19 protein-coding genes are annotated in these 20132 nt (G+C 61.2%); 6 read left to right on the top strand and 13 right to left on the bottom strand.

What is annotated here, in order from left to right:
- Nucleotides 1–96 precede the first annotated feature (96 nt).
- Nucleotides 97–1398, bottom strand: a complete 1302-nt coding sequence (tolC, locus tag BFR47_RS10395; protein WP_071473009.1) for an outer membrane channel protein TolC — start codon at nucleotides 1396–1398, stop codon at nucleotides 97–99.
- A 213-nt stretch (nucleotides 1399–1611) separates the two neighbouring features.
- On the opposite strand from tolC, the gene nudF reads away from it, so the two are divergent.
- Nucleotides 1612–2217 (top strand): ADP-ribose diphosphatase, encoded by a 606-nt coding sequence (gene nudF / locus BFR47_RS10390; RefSeq protein WP_071473007.1) that lies wholly within the window; start codon nucleotides 1612–1614, stop codon nucleotides 2215–2217.
- On the opposite strand, the gene BFR47_RS10385 is transcribed toward nudF, so the two are convergent.
- The 5 genes from BFR47_RS10385 to BFR47_RS10365 all read right to left on the bottom strand — a co-directional run bounded on the left by BFR47_RS10385 (nucleotide 2214) and on the right by BFR47_RS10365 (nucleotide 6840).
- The gene (locus BFR47_RS10385) at nucleotides 2214–2963 is read right to left on the bottom strand and encodes a M15 family metallopeptidase (RefSeq protein ID WP_071473006.1); all 750 of its coding nucleotides are present in this window, start codon (nucleotides 2961–2963) and stop codon (nucleotides 2214–2216) included. The genes nudF and BFR47_RS10385 overlap by 4 nt on opposite strands.
- Nucleotides 2960–4246 carry a TRAP transporter large permease gene (locus tag BFR47_RS10380; RefSeq protein ID WP_071473005.1) on the bottom strand — a complete coding sequence of 429 codons (1287 nt, stop codon included), beginning with the start codon at nucleotides 4244–4246 and terminating at the stop codon, nucleotides 2960–2962. Before BFR47_RS10380 ends, BFR47_RS10385 begins: the two co-directional genes overlap by 4 nt.
- On the bottom strand, nucleotides 4243–4704 hold the full coding sequence (locus BFR47_RS10375) for a TRAP transporter small permease (RefSeq protein WP_217645524.1): 462 nt from the start codon (nucleotides 4702–4704) through the stop codon (nucleotides 4243–4245). The genes BFR47_RS10380 and BFR47_RS10375 overlap by 4 nt, the downstream gene beginning before the upstream one ends.
- A gap of 73 nt (nucleotides 4705–4777) precedes the next feature.
- Complete coding sequence (locus BFR47_RS10370) at nucleotides 4778–5740, bottom strand: TRAP transporter substrate-binding protein (RefSeq protein ID WP_139215154.1); 963 nt, start codon at nucleotides 5738–5740, stop codon at nucleotides 4778–4780.
- 158 nt (nucleotides 5741–5898) lie between these two features.
- Nucleotides 5899–6840, bottom strand: coding sequence for a LysR family transcriptional regulator (locus BFR47_RS10365; RefSeq protein ID WP_071473003.1), 942 nt, complete (start codon nucleotides 6838–6840; stop codon nucleotides 5899–5901).
- 180 nt (nucleotides 6841–7020) lie between these two features.
- Here BFR47_RS10365 and BFR47_RS10360 point away from each other — a divergent pair, with 180 nt between their 5' ends.
- The 5 genes from BFR47_RS10360 (at nucleotide 7021) to parC (ending at nucleotide 13261) form a co-directional block, all read left to right on the top strand.
- Entirely contained in the window at nucleotides 7021–7518 is a 498-nt protein-coding gene (locus BFR47_RS10360) for a DUF1249 domain-containing protein (protein ID WP_083399095.1), read from the top strand.
- Nucleotides 7515–8357, top strand: coding sequence for a 3',5'-cyclic-AMP phosphodiesterase (cpdA, locus tag BFR47_RS10355; RefSeq protein ID WP_071473002.1), 843 nt, complete (start codon nucleotides 7515–7517; stop codon nucleotides 8355–8357). The genes BFR47_RS10360 and cpdA overlap by 4 nt, the downstream gene beginning before the upstream one ends.
- Entirely contained in the window at nucleotides 8357–8929 is a 573-nt protein-coding gene (locus BFR47_RS10350) for a YqiA/YcfP family alpha/beta fold hydrolase (RefSeq protein WP_175514098.1), read from the top strand. Before cpdA ends, BFR47_RS10350 begins: the two co-directional genes overlap by 1 nt.
- A 174-nt stretch (nucleotides 8930–9103) precedes the next feature.
- Complete coding sequence (gene parE, locus BFR47_RS10345) at nucleotides 9104–10999, top strand: DNA topoisomerase IV subunit B (protein WP_071473000.1); 1896 nt, start codon at nucleotides 9104–9106, stop codon at nucleotides 10997–10999.
- Between the two features lie 12 nt (nucleotides 11000–11011).
- Nucleotides 11012–13261, top strand: a complete 2250-nt coding sequence (parC, locus tag BFR47_RS10340) for a DNA topoisomerase IV subunit A (RefSeq protein ID WP_071472999.1) — start codon at nucleotides 11012–11014, stop codon at nucleotides 13259–13261.
- A 99-nt stretch (nucleotides 13262–13360) separates the two neighbouring features.
- Here the strand turns inward: parC and BFR47_RS10335 are convergent, their stop codons facing one another.
- The 7 genes from BFR47_RS10335 to BFR47_RS10310 form a co-directional block, all read right to left on the bottom strand.
- A complete protein-coding gene (locus tag BFR47_RS10335) occupies nucleotides 13361–14899 on the bottom strand; it encodes an aldehyde dehydrogenase (NADP(+)) (protein ID WP_071472998.1) in 1539 nt (512 codons plus the stop codon).
- Between the two features lie 10 nt (nucleotides 14900–14909).
- Nucleotides 14910–15905 (bottom strand): AraD1 family protein, encoded by a 996-nt coding sequence (gene araD1 / locus BFR47_RS10330; protein ID WP_071472997.1) that lies wholly within the window; start codon nucleotides 15903–15905, stop codon nucleotides 14910–14912.
- Nucleotides 15906–15909: 4 nt separating this feature from the next.
- Nucleotides 15910–17082, bottom strand: a complete 1173-nt coding sequence (locus BFR47_RS10325; protein ID WP_071472996.1) for an L-rhamnonate dehydratase — start codon at nucleotides 17080–17082, stop codon at nucleotides 15910–15912.
- Nucleotides 17083–17192: 110 nt separating this feature from the next.
- The gene (locus BFR47_RS10320; RefSeq protein WP_071472995.1) at nucleotides 17193–18218 is read right to left on the bottom strand and encodes a 4-hydroxythreonine-4-phosphate dehydrogenase PdxA; all 1026 of its coding nucleotides are present in this window, start codon (nucleotides 18216–18218) and stop codon (nucleotides 17193–17195) included.
- Nucleotides 18215–19309: a TRAP transporter large permease gene (locus BFR47_RS10315; protein WP_217645523.1), complete on the bottom strand. Its 1095-nt coding sequence runs from the start codon at nucleotides 19307–19309 to the stop codon at nucleotides 18215–18217. The genes BFR47_RS10320 and BFR47_RS10315 overlap by 4 nt, the downstream gene beginning before the upstream one ends.
- On the bottom strand, nucleotides 19309–19515 hold the full coding sequence (locus BFR47_RS18210; RefSeq protein ID WP_217645522.1) for a hypothetical protein: 207 nt from the start codon (nucleotides 19513–19515) through the stop codon (nucleotides 19309–19311). The genes BFR47_RS10315 and BFR47_RS18210 overlap by 1 nt, the downstream gene beginning before the upstream one ends.
- Nucleotides 19512–20132, bottom strand: coding sequence for a TRAP transporter small permease (locus BFR47_RS10310; RefSeq protein WP_083399094.1), 621 nt, complete (start codon nucleotides 20130–20132; stop codon nucleotides 19512–19514). The genes BFR47_RS18210 and BFR47_RS10310 overlap by 4 nt, the downstream gene beginning before the upstream one ends.

Below are 20132 nucleotides of genomic sequence, written 5' to 3'. Positions count from 1 at the left end.
GCATCCATGTGTTATCAACCACTCACCTTATGCACACGAAAGGGGAATGGCTTGGCGTGATGCCTTCCCTTTTTTATCCGTGCTTCGGGCCTTCTATCAGCGTTGCAGACCGTTGTTGATATCCACCAGATCCTGTTCGGTCAGGTTGCCGGCGGCCTGCTTCAGCTGCAGCTGACTCAGGATGTAGTTGTAGCGAGCGGCAGACAGATTCTGCTTGGCATCGTACAGCTGGCGGGTGGCGTCAAGTACGTCGACGATGGTGCGGGTGCCCACTTCGTAACCCGCCTCGGTGGCGTCGAGTGCGCTCTGGGCCGAGATGACGAATTGTTCGAAGGCGCGAATGGATCCGATGGACGCATTCACGTCGTTGAACGAAGAGTACACCTGGCTCTGTACCGAGCGGAAGCTGCGCTCCAGCTGCTCGCTGGCCGCCACATAGTTGTGCCGGGCCTGTTTCACCTGCGAGCTGGTGGCGCCGCCGCTGAATACCGGCAGGGAGAGCGTCAGCCCGACGGTGCCTTCGTTCAGGGTGCCATCACTGGAGTCGCTCTGCTCGTAATTGGTGTAATAGCTGTTGAGTCCCGCACTCAGATCCAGGGTGGGCAGGTGACCGGACTGAGCCAGACCAATCTGCTCGTTGGCGATGTCCTTGCCGATGCGCTGGCGGTGCAGTTCCAGGTTCTGTTCCAGGGCGATCTCCAGCCAGGCATCGGCTGTCGTCACCGAGGCCTGAGGGCTGAAGCTGTCGGTATTGAGCTTGTTCAGCCGGCTGTAATTCATGTTGGTCAGTTCACGCAGGGCTTCCCTGGCGTTGTTGACCGCATTCTCGGCGGCAATCTCTTCGGCCAGGGCTTGGTCAAACTGGGCCTGGGCCTCGTGCACATCGGTCATGGCGCTCAGGCCCACTTCGAAACGCTGTTTGGTCTGGTCGAGCTGACGGCTGACCGCCTCCTTGTTGGCCTGCACGAAACTCAGGGCATCTTCGGCGTTCAGTACGTCGAAATAGGCCTGGGTGGCACGCAGGATCAGCGTCTGCTGCACCTGCTTGTAGCTGACCTCGGTCTGGGTGGCAGCCTTTTCGGTGATGTCCAGATTGATCCAGTTGGACTGGCGATAGAGGGCCTGGCTCAGGTTGACGCCGGCATTGGTGCTGCTGCCAGTGGTCACGTCGTCCTGGTTGCTCTTGGTGTAGCCGGCTCCGGCATCCAGACTTATCTGGGGCAGCAGGGGAGCCCGGGATTCATTGATTTTTTCGAAGGCGGCATCACGCACCGCCTTGGCTTCGCGTACCTGGGGGTCGTTCAGAGTGGCCTGTTGGTAGACCTCCAGCAAGTCTTCGGCATGAGCGGGGCCCGCCGCACAGAGCAATATCAGGGTCGACAACAGCGTTTTTTTCATGGTGTAGCCTTTCATAACAGGGTGAGCAATTATCGCCGTGCTGGGGGCAGGCATCTGGTTTTGTTCATTCAGTATAACGATAACATCGCGGTTACTGGTTCGGTATCATGCCGATGGATATCAGCACCATGCTGAATAACTCATGAATGAACGTTCATTCACTTTTGATGGTAGTCTAAAATCTGCCGGTTAAATGTCAAGAAAGGAGTCTCAATGAGCACGAATAATCGCGTTGGTTTTGGCCGGGAAGATATGCAACTGCTGGCCGAAGAGGTGGGGTACAGGGGATTTTTCCGCCTGTTGCGGCTGCGGTTGCGACACCGGCTGTTTGCCGGTGGCTGGAGCCAGGAAATTACCCGCGAACTGTTCGACCGGGGCCATGCGGCGGCGGTACTGCCCTATGATCCTGTGCGTGACGAGGTGGTGCTGGTGGAGCAGTTTCGGGTCGGCGCCGTCTATGCCGAGGGCAACCCCTGGCTGCTGGAAATTGTCGCGGGCATAGTGGAAGAAGGGGAGTCGGAAGAAGCCGTGGTCCGTCGTGAGGCTCAGGAGGAGGCGGGTCTGACCCTGAAAACCCTGACCCGGGCCATGAGCTACTTTTCCAGCCCCGGCGGCTGCAGCGAGCGCATCACCATTTTTATCGGCGAAGTGGATGCCAGCGAGGCGGCCAGCCACGCCGGGCTGGCCAGCGAAAGCGAAGACATCCGGGTGCATCGCCTGCCCCGGGAGCAGGCGATGCAGTGGCTGGCCGAGGGCAGGATCGACAATGCCGCCAGCGTGATCGCCCTGCAATGGCTGGAGCTGCAGCGCAGATCCTAGTCTTTCTGGCTGTCCAGCTCCTTGCGCCAGCGGCTTTCCAGGTTGTCGGGCTGAGCCACACCGTAGCAGGCCTGGGTGCTGTTGCTGTACCAGGCCCACAACTGGTTGCCGAAGTCGTAATGCCACCATTCGCTGGGCAGGTTGGTAAACCCCGCCGCCGTCATCACCCGATAGAGCAGTCGGCGATGGCCGATAATCTGCTGCTCGTGCGGGGTCGGATTTTCCAGCAGCTCGAAGGCGCCGCTATGAGAGCCGCTGCTGGCCTCGTCGAACAGGGTTCCCATGTCGAGCATCAGCCCCTGCTCATCGATCAGGGTCACATCGACCGAGCCACCGGTCAGATGGGGGCTGGGAGTCTGAGGATGAGTGCTGGGCAGAGACACGAATTCGCGTGTCAGCTGCTCCAGCGCCGTTGGCGACTTATCCGGCCAGCGGGTTTCGATGGCGTTATACAGGGTGTCGTACAGATATTGCTGCACGGCATAGGGACGCCAGCTGTCCAGTACCAGCAGGGAGATGCCTTCCGGCAACAGCTCGGCGGCCTGTAACAGGCGCAGATATACCCCCTTGCGTACATGACATTCCGGAATGGCGTTGGGGATGCCGAGTTTGTAGTAGGCCGGATAACATTTCAGCTTTCCCGGTGCCAGGCTGACCGGCACCAGGGGCTCGGCATTGTCGCAGATCTCGATGGCCGAGATCTGTTTCCAGTCCGGATCCGGTTGTTGCGGGATGGAATGGATCATGAATCTGCTCCCAGTACGGTAGGCAACCACAGGGTGAGTGACGGAAAGAGGATCAGCAGCAGCAATACGCCGAGGGCCACGGCCACAAAGGGCCAGATGGTTTTGAACAGCGCGGTGATTTCCAGCTTGCTGACGGCGGCCGCAACAAAGACACAGGCTCCCATGGGCGGCGTGATCAGGGCGATGGTAATGTTCAGGGTAATGATAATCCCCAGATGAACCGGATCGATATTGGCGGCCATGGCCACGGGCAGGAAAATGGGGGTGAGCAGCATCAGTGCCGACACCTCTTCCATGAACATGCCGGTGACGAAGGTGATCAGGCTCAGCAGCAACAGGACCAGTATCGGTTGTTCGAGCAGGGGGTCAAACAGGACGGCAAAGGCCTTGGGCACCTGGGCATAGGACAGCAGCCAGCTGATCACGGCAGACGCCGCCATGATCAGGAAAATGGCGCTGGTCAGTCGTGCGGTTTCCACCAGTGCCGACCAGAGGCGATCCCAGGATAACTGACGGCCGATCAATCCGGCCAGTGCCACGTAGGCGACGGTCAGGGCACCGGATTCTGTCGGCGTGACCACGCCGAACACGATGCCACCCACGATGATAAAGGGCGCGAGCAAGGCCGGAATGGCCCCCAGCAATGCCTGCAGAAAGACCGCGCGGCTGGGGCGTTGTTCCGATACCGGCAGTTGGGCCTTGCGGGCATAGAGCCAGTTCATCCCCATGAAAGCCATCCCCAGTACCAGCCCGGGGATCACCCCGGCCAGAAACAGGGAACCGACCGAGGTGTTGGTCAGCGAGGCGTAGAGAATCATGAAAATACTGGGAGGAATAATGGGGCCGATCAGCGAGCTTCCGGCGGTCAGACCGGCGGCATAAGAGGCCGAATAACCTTCTTTTTTCATGGCCGGTACCAGCAGGGAACCCAGCGCCGAGGTGTCGGCCACGGCCGAGCCGTTGACCCCGGCAAAGAACACGCTCGACACCACATTGACATAGCCCAGGCCGCCGCGCAGGTGGCCGACCAGTACCCTGGCCAGCGTCATCAGTTGCTGGGTCAGACCGGCGCTGTTCATCAGGTTGCCCGCCAGGATGAACAAGGGGATGGCCATCAGGGAAAAAACGTTAATACCGCCGAAAAACTGCTGCGGTACCATGCGTCCGATCATGGACGGGTCGATAAACAGAAAGCCGACGACGGCGGTGACCAGCAGGGCGATGAATAACGGCAGGCCCAGCAGCACATGGATCAGAAATGAGGCAAACATCGCCAGTGTCATGATGAGGCATCCTTGGCATTGAAGGGGCCGCGTAGCAGCGCGAAGACGAACAGCAGGCCAAAACCGATGGGCATGGACAGCATGGGCCAGGTGCGGCTGATGCCAAGGCCCATGGTAGAAAAGCGGCTGACGGAGAAGGCGTAGTGCCAGGAGAACCAGGCGAAACCGGCACTGACGGCGAGCACCAGCAGCCACTGATACAGCTTGAGTATGGTGGCAAGGGAAGCAGGCAGCCGCTCTTCGAGCAGGCCGATGCGCATGTGTTCATTGCGTACCCAGACCACTCCGGCCATCAGCAGGGCACAGCCAATGATCAGGAAGCGCGACAGTTCGTCCATCCAGATCGGAGAACGGCCAAGCAGATAGCGGGCGCTCACACCATAGAGCAGCACCAGCAGATTGCTCAGCACCATGAGACCGACCACCAGCTCGATGGCCTTGCTCAGATTTCGAATCATGATTGTTTTCATAGGGGAAGCAGGGCGGTACCCGCGGGTACCGCCAACAGACCAGAGGTTAATGAGTCAGGGTTCAGGGACGGGTCGCATCGGTCAGGGCCAGATCGATCCATTTCTGTTCGATGTTCTGTTCTTTCAGCCAGCTGACATAGGAGGGTTTGGCCTTCTGCTGGAACTGAGCCAGTTCTTCGGCGGTGGGGCGGTAAACTTCCATGCCCTTGTCTGCGAGGAATTGCACCCGCTCTTCCACCTTGGCTTCAACCGATTCTCTGTTCAGCTGGTTTGCTTCCTGCACCGCGGCCTCCAGCGCCTGTTTCTGCTCGGCAGAGAGCGACTTCAGCAGTTCATCGTTGGCCACCAGGAACTGATCCGAATACTGGATGTTGGCCAGGGTCAGATACTTCTGCACCTCATGCAGGCTGCCGAGGATGATGTACATGGGGGGGTTCATCTGACCATCGGCTACGTTGGTACGCAGCGCCATGTAGACCTCGGTCCAGGGAATGGGAGTGCCGGAGGCGCCGAATGCGTCGTACAGTGCAACCTGGCTCTTGTCCATGGCTCTGAAGCGCAGGCCGGCAAAGTCTTCCGGTTTGCGAATGGGGCGTTTGTTGTTGGTGAAGGCCAGGAAACCACCCTCTTCCACCACCGCCATGATGCGGGTGCCGGTACGCTGGAAAAACTCTTCCTGGGCGGCTTTCCAGTATTCGCCCTGGTCGAAGAATTCGCGGGCATGCGCGAAGTCCTTGAACAGGAAGGGGATGGAGCTGACGTAAATCTCGGGGAACAGCGGTGATATACCGGCAAAGGAGGCGATATTCAGTCCGGGAGCACTCATCACCTGTTCCATGCGCTGGACTTCTTCACCCAGCATGCTGTTGGGATACAGGGTGAGTTCCAGCTCGCCGCCGGTCTTCTCTTCTACCAGGCGCTTCAGATTGGATGCGAACAAATGAACGGCGTTTTTGTCTGCGTCGGGGGCGCCGTTATAGGACAGGTCGATGGTGGTCGCCGCACTGGCCAGCCCCGACATCATGAGGCGCCGGCGCCGAAAGAAGCAGCAACCAGTTTGGCCAGAATATTTTTTTTCTCTTTGTGCATCAGTCTGATCTCCATATCTAAACGAGGGTGTCATACCAGTCGAGCTAGCATAGGTGTTGCGATGTTGACTTTTCAATACAGCAAGCGTTGCATTTAAGTCAACGATTGGTTGATTGTTTGTTTTTTTGGTTTGGTGAAGAATAACATGCCGTCGTTAAGGTGGCGGGTAAGCTGCACGGCCGATACGGTCAGCTCTCTGCCCCGGTGGCTGACGATATGCGCCTTGGCCCCCGAAAGGACAGGGTGTGGTGCCGGAATACAGGCGATTTTTCCCGAGGTCACTTCCTCCTGAACCGTCAGGCGAGGCATGAATGTCACCCCCATTCCCGACAGCACAAAATTCTTCAGTACCGCCACCGAATTGGTTTTTAATTGTGGTTTAAAACGAAGATGCTCCAGCTCTTCTACCAGGCTAATCAGCTGCCCCATGCCGAACTGCTGATCCAGCAGTGCCAGCGGATAGCTCTGTATCTGTTTGATGGCGATGCTGTGCGCCCGGGTCAGGGGATGAGCGGGGGGCGTAATCAGGTCGAGCGGTTGGTGGCTGGTCGCATGAGAGAGCAAGTCCGGATCGGGTGATGGCGCATAGACCAGCGCCAGGTCTACCTTGTCTTCCTTTACCAGCCGCGCCGCTTCATTGGCTCCGGCCATTTCCACCGTGATCTGGATATCCGGGTAACGCTGCATGAAACTTTGCAGTGGCGCCGAGATCAGATCGGCGATAAAACCTTCTCCTACCGCGATCTTGACCTGCCCCCTGCGCAGATTCTGCAGATCTTCTATCCGTGAAAGAGTGGCGATTTCACTCGCCTGTTGCTGACGAAACAGCGAGATCAGCTCTTCTCCCGCCGCCGTGAGCGTAAAGCCCTGTCCATGGCGATGACCCACCGGGCAGCCCAGCTCTTCTTCAAGTTGGGTCAGCTGACGACTGATGGCCGATGCGTCCACGTTCAACCGGGCGGCCGCTTTGCGCAGAGAGCCCTGGTGGGAAACCTCGTTGAGGTAACGCAGCGCCCGTGGGTTGAGTTTCCACATATCAGATCCTTTGTATTCGCAAGGCGGCAATTGGGCCGCCGGTATGGGAAGGGATAGCATAACCATGTTAACCCCCCGACATCGCCCCTGTTTTTCCTGGGTTTTGGCCGCGGAGGCCAAAACCTGTTGTAATGGACGCATGGAAAGGGTTTTCACTACAATGGGTCCACATTGGAGAGAATGCATCCTGGAGGTAAGTTGGTTTGGCATGCGGTATCGCAAGGAGAGGTTAATGTGATTGCCAGGGAGAATACACGCAAACATGTACCGGATTTGAAGGCGTTGCAGCGTACCTGCGACGTCAACTATCTGGCCCTGATGAAACTGCTGCCCAACGGGGCGGCGGTGGGTGAGAGCGTGTCGGTCGGCATCAGCGAACAGGTGCTGTTCGTGCTGCGGGTACTGGAAACGGCGCCCTATACCTGGCATGTCTCCATCGAGCAATGCACGCCGGGCCTGCCCTGTTTTATGCGAATGAAGGTCAAGGTGCGGTTGTATCACGATGTACGGATGGCCGAAGTGTGTGCCAGTCAGCAGATTTTCGCCCTGCAGCCAAGTTACCATTACCCCAATGAAAACATGCATCACCCCAATGAAAAAGAGCAGGTTAACCTCTTTCTGGCCGAGTGGCTGAAATGTTGCCTATACCACGGATTCAGCACGGTTAAGCAGCTTTGAACCAGGCCAGTACCTTAGATACCACAGAGCTCAGCCCCCACCGCGCCGATGGGGTGGTGGAGTTACTGCAAATCACCGATACCCATTTGTTTGCCGATAAAGACACGGACTTGCTGGGCATTGCCAGCTGGCACAGCTGTCAGGCGGTAGTGGATGCCATTCTGGAAGACCAAAAACCGCGTGACATGGTGCTGGCAACCGGTGATCTGTCTCAGGATCACAGTGCCGGCTCTTACCGCCGCTTTGCCGAGCTGATGAGCAGGCTGGCGCCGCCGGTGTTTTGGCTGCCGGGTAATCACGACGATGCGCCGGTGATGCAGGCGGAGCTGGACCAGGCCGGCATCAGCGATACCAAGCATCTGCTGTGCGGGCAGTGGCAGATCTTGCTGCTCGATACCCAGATCCCCGGCGCCACCCACGGCGAGCTGTCTGCTTCCCAGCTGGCGCTGCTCGAGCAGGCGATTGCAGGCTACCCGGATCATCATTTGCTGGTGGCGGTACATCATCAGGCGGTGCCGGTGGGCTGTGCCTGGCTGGATCAGCACAACCTGCGCAATGCGGATGCCTTTCGCGCCATCCTCGCCCGCCATCGGGCGCAGCGGGTGGTGCTGTTCGGCCATGTACATCAGGGGTTCGATCAGGTGCATGACGGTGTGCGTTATCTGGCCAGCCCCTCTACCTGCATCCAGTTCAAGCCCCTGTCCGACGATTTTGCCCTTGAACATACCTCACCGGGCTGGCGCGCGCTGTCGCTGTACCCGGATGGTCGCCTCAGCACCCAGGTATGGCGGCTGCCGCCCGATACCTTCGTACCCGATTTCAGTGCCAAGGGATATTGATCATGCCGACCATGCTGTATCTGCACGGGTTCAACTCGTCGCCCAATTCAATCAAGGCCCGGCTGATGCTGGAGCACCTGCGGCAGAAACGACCCGATATCCATTTTGTCTGCCCGCAGATTGCGGCCACGCCGGCGGCGGCCTGGGCCCAGATCGCGGCCATCTGTGACCAGATTGAGGGGCCTTTCGGCGTGGCCGGCAGCTCCCTCGGCGGTTTCTGGGCCACCCGGGTGGCCGAGCGGTTCGGGGTGCGGGCCGTGGTGATCAATCCGGCGGTCAATCCCCATATCCTGCTGCGTGACTATCTGGGCGAGCAGCAAAATCCCTACACGGATGAGCACTATCAGCTGAACGAGGCGCACATGGCCGAGCTGGAAGCCCTGCGGGTCGATGCGCCCTCCTGTCTGGATCGCATCTGGTTGTTGCAGCAGCAGGGTGACGAGGTGCTCGACTACCGGGAAGCGCTGGAGTACTACCGTTTCGCCCGGGTCTGCATCCAGAAGGGGGGCGATCACGCCTTCGTCGGCTTCGAACACTACTGCGCCCAGGTCGTGCGTTTTCTGGAACTGTAGGCCAGCCATTTCTTTCCTGGTTACCCGTTTCTGTTGCCGCTGATGGCCGCAGTCAATCGAGGCCCTTTATCCGATTTTTGGACTCAAGTATCGGCCACCGGTTTTTGGGCCGCTTTGCGCCTGAGGCCGCAGGTAGTAAGATGCGGCCAACGAATTCTGATTGCGAAGGTCAATATGACATCGAATCAATATACTGCCGACGCCATTGAGGTACTCAATGGTCTTGAGCCGGTGCGGCGTCGCCCCGGCATGTATACGGACACCAGCCGGCCCAACCATCTGGGTCAGGAAGTCATCGACAACAGCGTGGACGAGGCCCTGGCCGGCCATGCCAGTAAGGTTGAGGTGATACTGCACGAAGACCAGTCGCTGGAAGTGATCGACGACGGTCGCGGCATGCCGGTGGACATTCATCCGGAAGAAGGCATCTCCGGGGTCGAACTGATCTTCTGCAAGCTGCATGCCGGTGGCAAATTCTCCAACAAGAACTACCAGTTTTCCGGTGGTCTGCACGGGGTGGGTATCTCGGTGGTCAACGCCCTGAGCTCCCGGGTGGACGTCACCGTGCGTCGCGGCGGCCAGGTGTTCGAAATGGCCTTCGAGCACGGCAACAAGGTGAGCGAACTCACCGTCACCGGCACCTGCGGCCAGCGCAACACCGGCACCCGGGTACGGTTCTGGCCCGATGCTGGCTACTTCGATTCGCCCAGATTCTCGGTCAGCCGGCTCAAGCATCTGCTCAAGGCCAAGGCGGTGCTGTGCCCGGGGCTGAGCATCCGCTTCCAGGACAAGGTCAACGACGAAACCCTGGAATGGTGTTATCAGGACGGCCTGAAAGACTATCTGGTGGAGTCGGTTAAAGACTTTACCTGCCTGCCCGAACAGCCGTTTACCGGTAACTTTACCGCCGAACACTCGGCGGTGGAGTGGGCCCTGACCTGGCTGCCCGACGGCGGCGAGGGGCTGGGCGAAAGCTACGTCAATCTGATCCCCACCGCCCAGGGCGGTACCCATGTCAACGGCCTGCGCCAGGGCCTGCTCGATGCCATGCGTGACTTCTGCGAGTTCCGCAACCTGCTGCCGCGCGGCGTCAAGCTGACCCCGGACGATATCTGGGAGCGCTGCGCCTATATTCTGTCGGTCAAGATGCAGGATCCCCAGTTTGCCGGTCAGACCAAGGAGCGACTGTCGTCGCGTCAGAGTGCGGCCTTCGTCTCCGGCATCGTGAAGGATGCCTTCAGCCTGTGGCTGAACCAGCATACCGAGCTGGCCGAGCAGATTGCCGAATTGTGCATCAGCAGCGCCCAGCGCCGCTTGCGTCAGGCTAAGAAGGTGGTGCGCAAGAAGGTCACCCAGGGGCCGGCGTTGCCCGGCAAGCTGACCGACTGTGCCTGCTCCGACCCCATGCGGGGCGAGCTGTTCCTGGTGGAGGGTGACTCCGCCGGCGGCAGTGCCAAGCAGGCGCGGGATCGGGAGTTCCAGGCCATCATGCCGCTGCGTGGCAAGATCCTGAATACCTGGGAGGTGGAATCCGGACAGGTGCTGGCCTCCCAGGAAGTACACGACATATCGGTGGCCATCGGCCTGGATCCCGACTCTCAGGATCTGTCCGATCTGCGCTACGGCAAGGTGTGTATCCTCGCCGATGCGGACTCCGACGGTCTGCATATCGCCACCCTGTTGTGCGCCCTGTTCGTGCGTCACTTCCGCCACCTAGTGGAGCAGGGGCATGTCTATGTGGCCATGCCGCCCCTGTACCGCATCGACGTGGGCAAGGAGGTCTTCTACGCCCTCGACGAAGACGAGCGCGATGGCGTGCTGGAGCGGATCCGGGCCGAGAAGAAAAAGGGCAAGGTGCAGGTGACCCGTTTCAAGGGTCTGGGCGAGATGAATCCCAAGCAATTGCGCGAAACCACCCTGGATCCCAATACCCGCCGGCTGGTGCAGCTGACGGTGGACGACAGTGAGGCCACCGAGAAGCTGATGGACATGCTGCTGGCCAAGAAGCGTTCCGGCGACCGCCGGGAATGGCTCGAAACCAAGGGCAACCTGGTCGACCCCCTGGCCTGAGGAAAGAATTGAATGAGCAACAACGATTTTACCATGGAAGGGGTGGAGCGCCTGCCGCTGCACACCTTCACCGAGCAGGCCTATCTCAACTACTCCATGTACGTGATCATGGATCGGGCCCTGCCTCATATCGGCGATGGTCTCAAACCGGTGCAGCGCCGTATCATCTACGCCATGAGCGAGCTGGGGCTGTCGGCCCTGTCCAAGCACAAGAAATCCGCCCGTACCGTGGGCGACGTGCTGGGTAAATACCATCCCCATGGCGACTCGGCCTGTTACGAGGCCATGGTGCTGATGGCACAGCCGTTTTCCTACCGTTACCCGCTGGTGGACGGTCAGGGTAACTGGGGGGCGCCGGACGATCCCAAATCCTTCGCCGCCATGCGTTATACCGAGGCGCGGCTGTCCCGCTTCTCCGAGCTGTTGCTGTCGGAGCTGGGTCAGGGCACGGTGGAGTGGATCCCCAACTTCGACGGCACCATGAAAGAGCCGCGCATGCTGCCGGCGCGGCTGCCGCACATCCTGCTCAACGGCGTGACCGGCATCGCCGTGGGCATGGCCACCGATATTCCGCCTCACAACGCCCGTGAGCTGGCCCATGCCTGCGTGCACCTGCTTGAAAACCCCAAGGCCACGGTGGAAGAGCTGATGACCTTCGTGTCCGGTCCCGATTACCCGACCCGGGCCGAGATCATCACCCCCAGGGCTGATCTGCAGAAGATCTACGAGACCGGCCGGGGCAGCATCAAGATGCGCGCCGTTTATCAGATGGAGCAGGGTGATATCGTGATCACCGCGCTGCCCCACCAGGCCAGCGGCGGCAAGATCCTGGAGCAGATCGCCGGCCAGATGCAGGCCAAGAAGCTGCCGATGGTGGCGGATCTGCGCGATGAGGCGGATCACGAAAACCCGACCCGACTGGTGATCATCCCCCGATCCAACCGGGTGGATGTGGATCAGCTGATGCAGCACCTGTTTGCCAGCACCGATTTGGAGAAGAGCTACCGGGTCAACCTGAACATGCTGGGACTGGATAACCGGCCTCAGGTGAAGAGCCTGGATCTGATCCTCGGTGAATGGTTGCAGTTCCGCCGGCAGACGGTGCGCAACCGGCTGCAATACCGGCTGGACAAGGTCGAGGCCCGGCTGCATATCCTGGCCGGCCTGCTGATCGCCTTCCTCAATATCGATGAGGTGATCGAGATCATCCGAGCCGAGGACGAGCCCAAGCCGGTGCTGATGGCTCGTTTCGAACTCACCGAAACCCAGGCCGAGGCCATCCTCGAACTGAAGCTGCGTCACCTGGCCAAGCTGGAAGAAATGAAGATCCGTGGTGAGCAGGACGAGCTGGCCGCCGAGCGCGACAAGCTGGCGCTGTTGCTGGGCTCCGAGCGCCGACTCAGCACCCTGCTGAAGAAAGAGATTCTGGCCGACGCCGAGAAATACGGTGACGACCGCCGTTCGCCGCTGGTGGAGCGGGAAGAAGCCCGTGCCCTGAGCGAGAAGGAGCTGATCCCGAGCGAGCCGGTGACCGTGGTGCTGTCGGACAAGGGCTGGATCCGCTCGGCCAAGGGCCATGAGGTGGACGGTACTGCCCTGAGCTACAAGGCCGGCGACGCCTTTCTGGATGCGGCTGCCGGCCGCAGCAACCAGATGGCGGTGTTCCTCTCGACCATCGGCCGGGCCTACGGTCAGGATGCCCACAGCCTGCCCTCGGCCCGGGGCCAGGGCGAGCCGCTCACCGGGCGCTGCAGCCTGAGTCCGGGCGAGCAGGCGCGCTTCGTGCTGATGGGCGATGACGACCGGCTGTTCCTGCTGGCATCCGATGCCGGTTACGGTTTTGTCTGCCGTTACGGTGACATGGTCAGCCGCAACAAGAACGGCAAGGCGTTGCTGACGGTGCCCGCCGGCGGTGTGGTGCTGAAACCCGTGGCCATCGATCAGCTGGACAGCAGCCAGTGTCTGGCGGTGACCAACGAGGGTCGCATGCTGCTGTTCCCGCTCAAGGATTTGCCGCTGCTGGGCAAGGGCAAGGGCAACAAGATCATCGGCATTCCCGGCGCCAAGGTGCAGGCACGGGAAGACTTCATCAAGCAATTGGTCGTGGTGCCGGAAAACGCCAGCGTTACCCTGCATGCAGGCAAGCGCAAGCTGACCCTGAAGCCCGCCGATCTGGCCCATTACCAGGGCGAGCGCGGTCGTCGCGGTGCGCTGTTGCCCCGCGGCCTGCAACGGGTGGACAGCCTGGAAATCGAAGCCTGACCTTCTGTGTTCACATCGCCCAAACGAGCCGGGGCCCACAGTGTGGGCCCCGGTGCTTTATGGGATTCAGTAACGTCCGTCCAGCAGTTGGCGCAGGTGTCAGGGGTTGTCGTCCTGCAGTGCCTCGGGCAGCAGTTCTGGTGGGCAGTCCTGGTAACAGACCGGGCGCAGGAAGCGCTGTATCGCCGCCGAGCCGACCGAGGTGGTGCGACTGTCGGAGGTGGCCGGCCAGGGGCCGCCGTGCACCATGGCGTGGCACACTTCGACTCCGGTGGGAAAACCGTTGAACAGCACCCGGCCCGCCTTGCGTTCGAGCAGCGGCAGCAGCCGCCGGGCCAGGGCATGGTCCTGATCGTCCATCTGGACGGTGGCGGTCAACTGACCCTCCAGTGCGGTCAGCACCATCACCAGCTCGGCTTCGTCCCGGCAGCTCACGATCAGGGCGCTGGCACCAAACACCTCCTGCTGCAACTGTTCGTTGGCCAGAAAGTGCGTGGCGGTAGTACGGAACAGCCGGGGCTTGCAGCCATTCGGCCTGGCGTCCTCCCGGCCGGTGGCCAGGGTTTCCACACCCTCGACCCGGCCCAGGGCATCGACGCCCTCTTGATAGGCCTGATGGATGCCCGGGGTCAGCATGGTCTGGGCGTCGGCCTGTGACAGCGCCTCGGCAGCCAGTTCGGCGAAGTGGTTCAGTGCCGGACCTTTCAGCCCCAGTATCAGTCCGGGATTGGTACAGAATTGACCGGCACCGAGCTGGAGTGAACCGGCGAATCCTGCAGCCAGCGTTTCGGTGCGGCTGTCCAGGGCGGCGGGCAACAGCAGGACCGGATTGATGCTGCTCATCTCCGCATAGACGGGGATGGGTTCGGAACGGGACTGGGAGGTGGCGAGCAGGGCCTGGCCGCCTCGGCGGGAGCCGGTAAAGCCGACCGCCTTGATGCGCGGATCCGCCACCAGTGCCTGGCCGACACTGTTGCCGCTGCCGTAGAGCAGGGAAAAGACGCCGTCCGGCATGCCGCTCTCCCGGGCCGCGGCCACGACCGCCCGACCGACCAGCTCGGAGGTACCAGGATGGGCCGAGTGGGCCTTCACCACGACCGGGCAGCCGGCAGCCAGGGCCGAGGCGGTGTCGCCGCCGGCCACCGAAAACGCCAGCGGAAAATTACTGGCACCGAATACGGCTACCGGCCCCAGGGGAATATATTGCAGCCGCAGATCGGATCGGGGCAGGGGCGTGCGTTCCGGTTGGGCCGGATCGATACGCACGCCCTGCCAGTCGCCGGCGCGCACCACATCGGCGAACAGGCGCAACTGGCCGATGGTGCGGCCCCGCTCTCCTTCCAGTCGGGCCCGGGGCAGGCCGCTTTCAAGCATGGCCCGTTCGATCAGTTCATCACCCAGCGCCAGTATCTGTTCGGCGATGGTCTCGAGAAAGACGGCCCGGGCCTCCAGCGGGGTGTGGCGGTAGGGCTCGAGGGCAGCTTCGGCCAGGGCACAGGCCTCCGCCACCTGGGCCGGGCTGGCGCCAGGGTAGCCGGGTTCGAGTCGCTCATTGGTGGCCGGATTGATGCCATGAATGGCGGCGGCCTCGCCGTTCGCCGGTTGCCCGCCCAGCAACAGTTGTGCGCGTAATGTCATGTTTTCCTCCTCAGTTCCAGTGGTTGACGGTGGCAGAAGCCTCTTCCTGTTGCCAGGTCAGGGGGTTGCGCAACGGGCGACCGAAGGCGGGCAGGCTGATCTCGAACACATCGCCGTCCCGGGTCTGGATGCCATCGCCGAAGCTCAGGGTCGAGGTGCCGAAAAAGTGCACGTGTATGTCCCCCGGACGACGGAACTGGGCATATTTGAAATGGTGATGCTCCAGGTTGGCGAAGCTGTGGGCCATGTTGTCCTCGCCGGTGACGAAGGGTTTCTTCCACAATACCTCGCCGTCGCGCAGGATCCGGCTTTGTCCCTCGAGCCGCGCCGGCAGCGGATCCAGCAGCAATTCCGGGCCGAAGCTGCAACTTCTGAGCTTGGAGTGGGCCAGCCACAGGTAGTTGGCTTTTTCGGTGACATGATCGGAGAACTCGTTGCCCACCGCATAGCCCAGACGCCAGGGCTGTCCCCGGTCGTCGACAAGGTAGAGCCCCACCAGCTCGGGTTCCTCGCCCGCATCCTCGGCGAAGGCGGGCACCGGCAGTGGCGCCCCCGGGCTGACGACGATACTGCCGTCTCCCTTGTAGAACCACTCGGGCTGGGCGCCGGTCTCTCCGGCCACCGGCTTGCCGCCTTCCAGCCCCAGTTTGAACATCTTCATCGAATCGGTCAGCTGCTCCTCGCCCACCGCCAGCTTGGCGTGCATGGCGGAGCGGGTATCGGCGCTGCCCAGGTGGGTCAGGCCGGTGCCGGTCACCAGGCAATGAGCCGGATCCGGATGGCTGAGGGGCGCCCGCAGCCGTCCTTCATTTACAATCTGCTCGTAGTAGAGACGGGTATCGCCGGCCCGGAGCCGGGCCTCTTCCGCCAGGGCACGGTTATTGGCCAGGGCGTCCCGGGCCAGCTGGTAGGTGCCGCCGTCCACCTGGATCAGGCGGATATGCTGCTCGTCTTCTACAGCCCCGACGGCCAGCCGGCCCTGATATTCGAATTGAATCAGGCGCATGGTCTTACTCCATTATGTTGAACTGGTCGAGGTAACGCTGGGAGAGGGTGAGTCCCAGACCGGGTTTGTGCTCGTCGAGGTCGATAAAGCCGTTTTCCGGCGTGGGATCGCCTTCGAAGATGTAGTAGAACAGCTCGTTGCCCACCTCGACGTCGTGTACCGGGAAGTATTCGGACATGGGCGAGGCCAGGGTGGACATGGTCAGGTGATAGTTGTGCATCTGTCCGGCGTGGGGGATCACCGGTACGCCATACACTTCGGCCAGGGCGTTGATCTTGTGGGCGGCGGTGATGCCACCGACCCGGTTGGTGTCGTACTGGATTACCGACACCGCCCGCTTGTCGAGCAGTTGCCTGAAACCGTGGCTGGTAAACTCGTGTTCGCCGCCGGAGATGGGAATGCTGGTCAGCTGATTCAGCTCGGCGTAGCCGTCGATGTCATCGGCGAGCACCGGTTCTTCCAGCCAGCGCGGTTCGAACTTTTCCAGTTTGGGCAGCATGCGCTTGGCGTATTCCAGATTCCAGCCCATGTAGCATTCCAGCATCAGATCCACGTCCGGCCCGATCACCTCACGTACCGCGGCGACGCTGTCCAGATTCTTGCGCACGCCTTCCGGGCCATCCTTGGGGCCGTAACCGAAGCGCATCTTCATGGAGGTGAAGCCCTGATCCAGATAACGCTGGGCCTCGGCCTGCATCTCGTTCAGATCGGTACGATAGAGCTTGGAGGCATAGCAGGGGATTTTCTCCTTGGTGCGGCCGCCCAGCAGCTTGAACACCGGCCGGCCGGTGGCCTTGCCCATCAGATCCCAGAGCGCGATGTCGATGGCGGAAATGGCGGCCATGGCGACGCCCTTGCGACCCCAGGCGTGGGTGGAACGGTACATGCGCTGCCACAGGTATTCGTAATCGAAGGGGTCGTGGCCGAGCACCAGCGGGGTCAGGTACTGGTCGATAATCGCCTTGGCGATGCGGGGGGCCAGGGCCACGTTGCCGATACCGACCAGACCGTCATCGGTCTCTACTTCTACCACTGTCCAGCCGTGGAAACGGAAGGTGCCCATGGAGTCGCCCTTGTCCCACAACAGGTCCATGGCGTTGGAGCAGAAATGGGGCTGAGGCGGTACGGTGTGACCTTTCCATTCGAATACCCTAGCGCGTACATTGATGATTTTCATGTTATTTATTCCCTATAAAACAAAGTGTTGTTAATTGTACGTTTCCTGCGAGCAAAGCCTGCCCGCACGGACCCGATTTCGGGCCCGCGTTGTTTCATTGGGCTCTGTACTTAACCGGTGGCGGCCAGGGTCCGCTTTCGCTGCGCAATACCCATGCGACAGGCGATATCGAAGGCGTTGCGGGTCGGACCCACTTTGGCCTTGCCCTGGCCGGCGATGTCGAAGGCGGTGCCATGGGCCGGGGTGGTGATGGGAATGGGCAGGCCGCCCTGCACCGTCACTCCCTGGGAGAAGCCGAGCAGCTTGATGGCGATCTGGCCCTGGTCGTGATACATGGTCACCACGGCATCGAAGTCACCGTCCCGGGCGCGGATGAACAGGGTGTCGGCCGGATAGGGACCGCTCACCGGGTAGCCTTCGGCCTGACACTGGGCCACCGCCGGCGCGATCACGTCGATTTCTTCCCGGCCGCAGGTACCGCCTTCGCCCGCGTGGGGATTGAAGGCGGCCACCGCCACCCGGGGCGCGGTGAAACCGGCTTGTTGCAGCGCCTGGTAGATCAGCTTGGAGGCGGCCTTGACCCTGTCCACGGTCAGATAGTGATAGGCCTCTTTCAGTGGCACATGCGAAGAGATGCGCGAAGTCCAGAGGTGGCCCAGGGTATTGAACTCACAGAAGTAACCTTCGGCCCCGAGGTATTCGGCGAAGAAGTGCAGCTCGTCTTCATGTTCGAGTCCGCCCAGCTTCATGGCGTGCTTGTTGAGCGGGGCGAAGCAGATGGCATCCACCTCGCCGGCCTGGGCGGCATCCATGCACTGGCGCAGTATTTCCAGGGTGGCCGCGCCACAGGCGCCACTTACCTCGGCATATCGGGCCTGTTCCGGGGCCAGGGTGTTGACCGGCAGCAGCACCGGGCCCTGGTGTTCATGGGCCTCGGCAAAGCGGCTAACGGTGGGCAGGCGATGGGCGGTGCCGGCCACCTGCTGGCCCTGCTGCCATTGCCATTCGTCGGCCACCAGCACGATCCGGGCCTGCTCGGTAACGCCGGGCTCGGCCAGCAGTTTGGCGATCAGTTCGGCACCGATGCCGGCGGCATCGCCCAGGGTCAGGGCGATAACGGGTTTCAGTTCAGTCATAACGCAGCTCCGGAAGAGGGATAGAGATAGTCAACCAGCCCCATGGGGATAAAGGGTACATAGGTCACCAGCATCAGAATAAGGAAGAGCACCAGAATCATCGGCAGATTGACCCGGGTTACTTCCCACATGTCCGCCTTGGCGATGGAGCAGGAAGTGGCCAGCACCGAGGCCACCGGCGGGGTCTGCTGACCGATGGCCAGGTTGAGGGTGACGATGATGCCGAAGTGGATGGGATCGATGCCGATCTGCTGTATCAGCGGCATCACGATGGGCACCACCAGTATGATGGCGGCGGCACCGTGCAGGAACATGCCCAGCAGCAACAGCAGTACGTTGAGCAGTGCCAGCACCAGTACCGGCTCGGAAGTGATCGCCAGGATCTGCCGGGCCAGTTGCTGGGGCAGTTGCATCTCGGTGAGGAAGAGACCGAGGATGGCGGAGGTGGCCACCAGCAGCATGACCACCGCGGTCTGCACCACGCCGTCCAGCACCGCCCGGTACAGCAACTGCAGGTTGAATTCCCGGTAGATGCAGCCGCCGATGACGATGGCCGCCAGCACGGCGATACCCGCGCCTTCGGTCGCGGTAACGAAGCCGCCGAAGATACCGCCCAGGATGATCACCGGTAACAGCAGGGCCCAGAAGGCTTCCCGGAAGGCTTTGCCCAGCCGGCTCAGGGAAAAGGCTTCTTCCCGCGGCAGGTCGTACTTCACCGCGTAGTAATAGCAGAAGCCGGCCAGCATGGTGGCGCCGAGCAGACCCGGAATGATACCGGCCACGAACAGCTTGATCACCGAGGTGTTGGAGATGGCACCGTAGAGGATCATCGGGATCGACGGAGGAATGATGATCGCCAGCGAAGCCGAAGACGAGGTAATGGCGGCGGCGAAGTTCTTGTTGTATTTGCGCTTCTTCATCTCGGGGATCAGGATGGAGCCGGTGGCGGCCACGTCCGCCACCGCCGAGCCGGAGATCTCGGCGAAGAACAGCGATACCCCCACGTTAACCATGGCCAGACCGCCGCGCACAAAGCCGACCACGGCGGTGACCAGGTTGATCAGCCGCTTCGACAGACCCGAGGTGTTCATCAGGCGCCGGCGAAGATAAACAGCGGGATGGCGATCAGCGGGAAACTGGTGGCGCCGTTGTACAGGGTGAGGGGGGCGTTGACCAGGGCATCCCAGCCCATGGTGAACCAGACACCGACCACCGCCACCACGCCGATGGCCACGGCGATGGGCACGTTGATCAGTACCAGGGCAAACAGCGCCAGTATGACGATCAGCAGCATCATGACTTGCTCTCCTTCAGATCTTCCTCGGCCTGACGAATGGCCTCGTCGATGGCTTCGTGCTCGGGATCGATGCCGCTGCGCATCTTCTGCCAGGCGCCGGGCAGGCTGACCAGCTCGCAGAGAATGAACAGCGCGGCACTGATCGGAATGACCGACTGGGTAATGTCCATGGTGATGCCGGGCAGGGACACCATGCTGTCCCAGGACAGCACTTCCAGTACCTGGTAGCCGAACCAGCCCATGATGGCGAAAAAGCCGACCACGATGATTTCCGAGACGGCGAACAGCAGGCTGCGCAGGGCGACGGGGGCGGCGGTGATCAGGCCGGGAAAGCCCATGTGCGCCCGCTTGAGTGCAGCCAGACAGGCACCATAGAAGCTGAGCCAGGCCAGGCCGATGGAAGCCACCTCGTCATACCAGATCAGCGAGCTGCCAAAGGCCCGGTAAAATACCGCCGCCAGCACTATGGTGGTCAGCGCCAGCAGCAGGCCGATGGTGAACACCTCCAGTCCCCGCTCGAGCCAGGTTTTCAGGGACGAGCACAAGACTGGCACCCTTGTTGCTTGAGTTTGATAAGGTGCCGCCGTGGCGGCACCGTGGGTCAGGATTCGAGGCAT

Source organism: Oceanisphaera psychrotolerans (assembly GCF_001870485.1).
Classification (GTDB): Bacteria; Pseudomonadota; Gammaproteobacteria; order Enterobacterales; family Aeromonadaceae; genus Oceanimonas; species Oceanimonas psychrotolerans.
This window is presented reverse-complemented; position numbering and strand designations above follow the sequence as displayed.

Bases quoted from the DNA above. Each gene is read 5' to 3' on its own strand.
- tolC (WP_071473009.1), bottom strand. From the start codon at position 1,398: ATGAAAAAAACGCTGTTGTCGACCCTGATATTGCTCTGTGCGGCGGGC.
- nudF (WP_071473007.1), top strand. From the start codon at position 1,612: ATGAGCACGAATAATCGCGTTGGTTTTGGCCGGGAAGATATGCAACTG.
- BFR47_RS10385 (WP_071473006.1), bottom strand. From the start codon at position 2,963: ATGATCCATTCCATCCCGCAACAACCGGATCCGGACTGGAAACAGATC.
- BFR47_RS10380 (WP_071473005.1), bottom strand. From the start codon at position 4,246: ATGACACTGGCGATGTTTGCCTCATTTCTGATCCATGTGCTGCTGGGC.
- BFR47_RS10375 (WP_217645524.1), bottom strand. From the start codon at position 4,704: ATGATTCGAAATCTGAGCAAGGCCATCGAGCTGGTGGTCGGTCTCATG.
- BFR47_RS10370 (WP_139215154.1), bottom strand. From the start codon at position 5,740: ATGATGTCGGGGCTGGCCAGTGCGGCGACCACCATCGACCTGTCCTAT.
- BFR47_RS10365 (WP_071473003.1), bottom strand. From the start codon at position 6,840: ATGTGGAAACTCAACCCACGGGCGCTGCGTTACCTCAACGAGGTTTCC.
- BFR47_RS10360 (WP_083399095.1), top strand. From the start codon at position 7,021: ATGCATCCTGGAGGTAAGTTGGTTTGGCATGCGGTATCGCAAGGAGAG.
- parE (WP_071473000.1), top strand. From the start codon at position 9,104: ATGACATCGAATCAATATACTGCCGACGCCATTGAGGTACTCAATGGT.
- parC (WP_071472999.1), top strand. From the start codon at position 11,012: ATGAGCAACAACGATTTTACCATGGAAGGGGTGGAGCGCCTGCCGCTG.
- BFR47_RS10335 (WP_071472998.1), bottom strand. From the start codon at position 14,899: ATGACATTACGCGCACAACTGTTGCTGGGCGGGCAACCGGCGAACGGC.
- araD1 (WP_071472997.1), bottom strand. From the start codon at position 15,905: ATGCGCCTGATTCAATTCGAATATCAGGGCCGGCTGGCCGTCGGGGCT.
- BFR47_RS10325 (WP_071472996.1), bottom strand. From the start codon at position 17,082: ATGAAAATCATCAATGTACGCGCTAGGGTATTCGAATGGAAAGGTCAC.
- BFR47_RS10320 (WP_071472995.1), bottom strand. From the start codon at position 18,218: ATGACTGAACTGAAACCCGTTATCGCCCTGACCCTGGGCGATGCCGCC.
- BFR47_RS10315 (WP_217645523.1), bottom strand. From the start codon at position 19,309: ATGAACACCTCGGGTCTGTCGAAGCGGCTGATCAACCTGGTCACCGCC.
- BFR47_RS18210 (WP_217645522.1), bottom strand. From the start codon at position 19,515: ATGATGCTGCTGATCGTCATACTGGCGCTGTTTGCCCTGGTACTGATC.
- BFR47_RS10310 (WP_083399094.1), bottom strand. From the start codon at position 20,132: ATGCCTCGAATCCTGACCCACGGTGCCGCCACGGCGGCACCTTATCAA.